2 protein-coding genes are annotated in these 946 nt (G+C 45.3%); both read left to right on the top strand.

Going from position 1 to position 946, the window contains the following annotated elements:
* Positions 1-382 (top strand): DUF3943 domain-containing protein (locus tag R8O11_RS25715; protein ID WP_318194674.1); only part of this gene is annotated, 382 nt, incomplete at its 5' end.
* 223 nt (positions 383-605) lie between these two features.
* Positions 606-946: glycine cleavage system protein R (locus tag R8O11_RS25710; RefSeq protein WP_318194673.1), on the top strand; the 341-nt coding region annotated here is incomplete at its 3' end.

Here is a 946-nt window from a genome sequence, read left to right as displayed (position 1 = left end):
CTTGTACTCTGCCACCATGTCTACTTTTTTCTGGGAATACGGTGTTGAAGCGTTTGCAGAAGTCCCTTCTTGGCAGGACATCTTTATCACGCCATTCTTTGGTGCCGTCGTGGGTGAAATGATGCTAACAGCAGAGCAAGACATCGTAGCAAATGGCGGCGAAGTGTTAGGTTCAGAAACTGCAGGCGACGTTTCTCTCTTCTTCCTAAACCCTGTTGGTCATATCCACCACTGGGTGACTGACGCATGGGGCGGCAGCGCTGAATTGAAATTCAACTCCTCACCTTGGTTCGGCAATCAAGATGTTGCGAAGTTTGCCATGGACGCAGGTGCAAGCTACGACAGTCAGTTTTACGGCGTAGAGCTGAAAGTAACGTTCTAAGCCAACCATATTGAACTACATTAATGAAGAGCAGCCAAACGGCTGCTCTTTTTGTATCTAGTGCACTGTTTTGATTATTTGCTTCGCGAATTAGTGTGAAAAATTGACTTCTATCAAACATAACCCCTTCCTAGGACCTACACTGAAGAAAAGGACTTATTCCAATAACTTAAGCGATGCGTTCCACCGCACTGCGTCCAAACCTTATTCCAGGAGGGACATCATGAACACTGTGTTTATCGTTAACTTTGTCGGTCAAGCATCACCGGCGACTATCAAACAACTGGCTGCTGTTACTCATGAAAACGGAGGCAAATGGTTAATCAGTAAAGTAAACTTTATTGAAGACCAAGTCGCTGGGGTGATAAAAGTTGAGTTACCTGAAGAAAACGCGGACACGGTGAAAGAAGCGTTTTCAGCCTGCCAGACTCTAGTAGTTAAATTTGTGGATTCAGAGCCTCACTCACACAAAGAAGATACCATTTTCCAACTTCGTCTCGATTCCAATGACCGTGCAGGTATCGTCAATGAAATCACTCACGTTCTGGATGCACAAGGCATCTC

The sequence above is a fragment of the Vibrio sp. 1288 genome (assembly GCF_033344475.1).
Note: the sequence above shows the minus strand (reverse complement) of the source record. Positions and strands in the feature narration are given on the sequence as shown.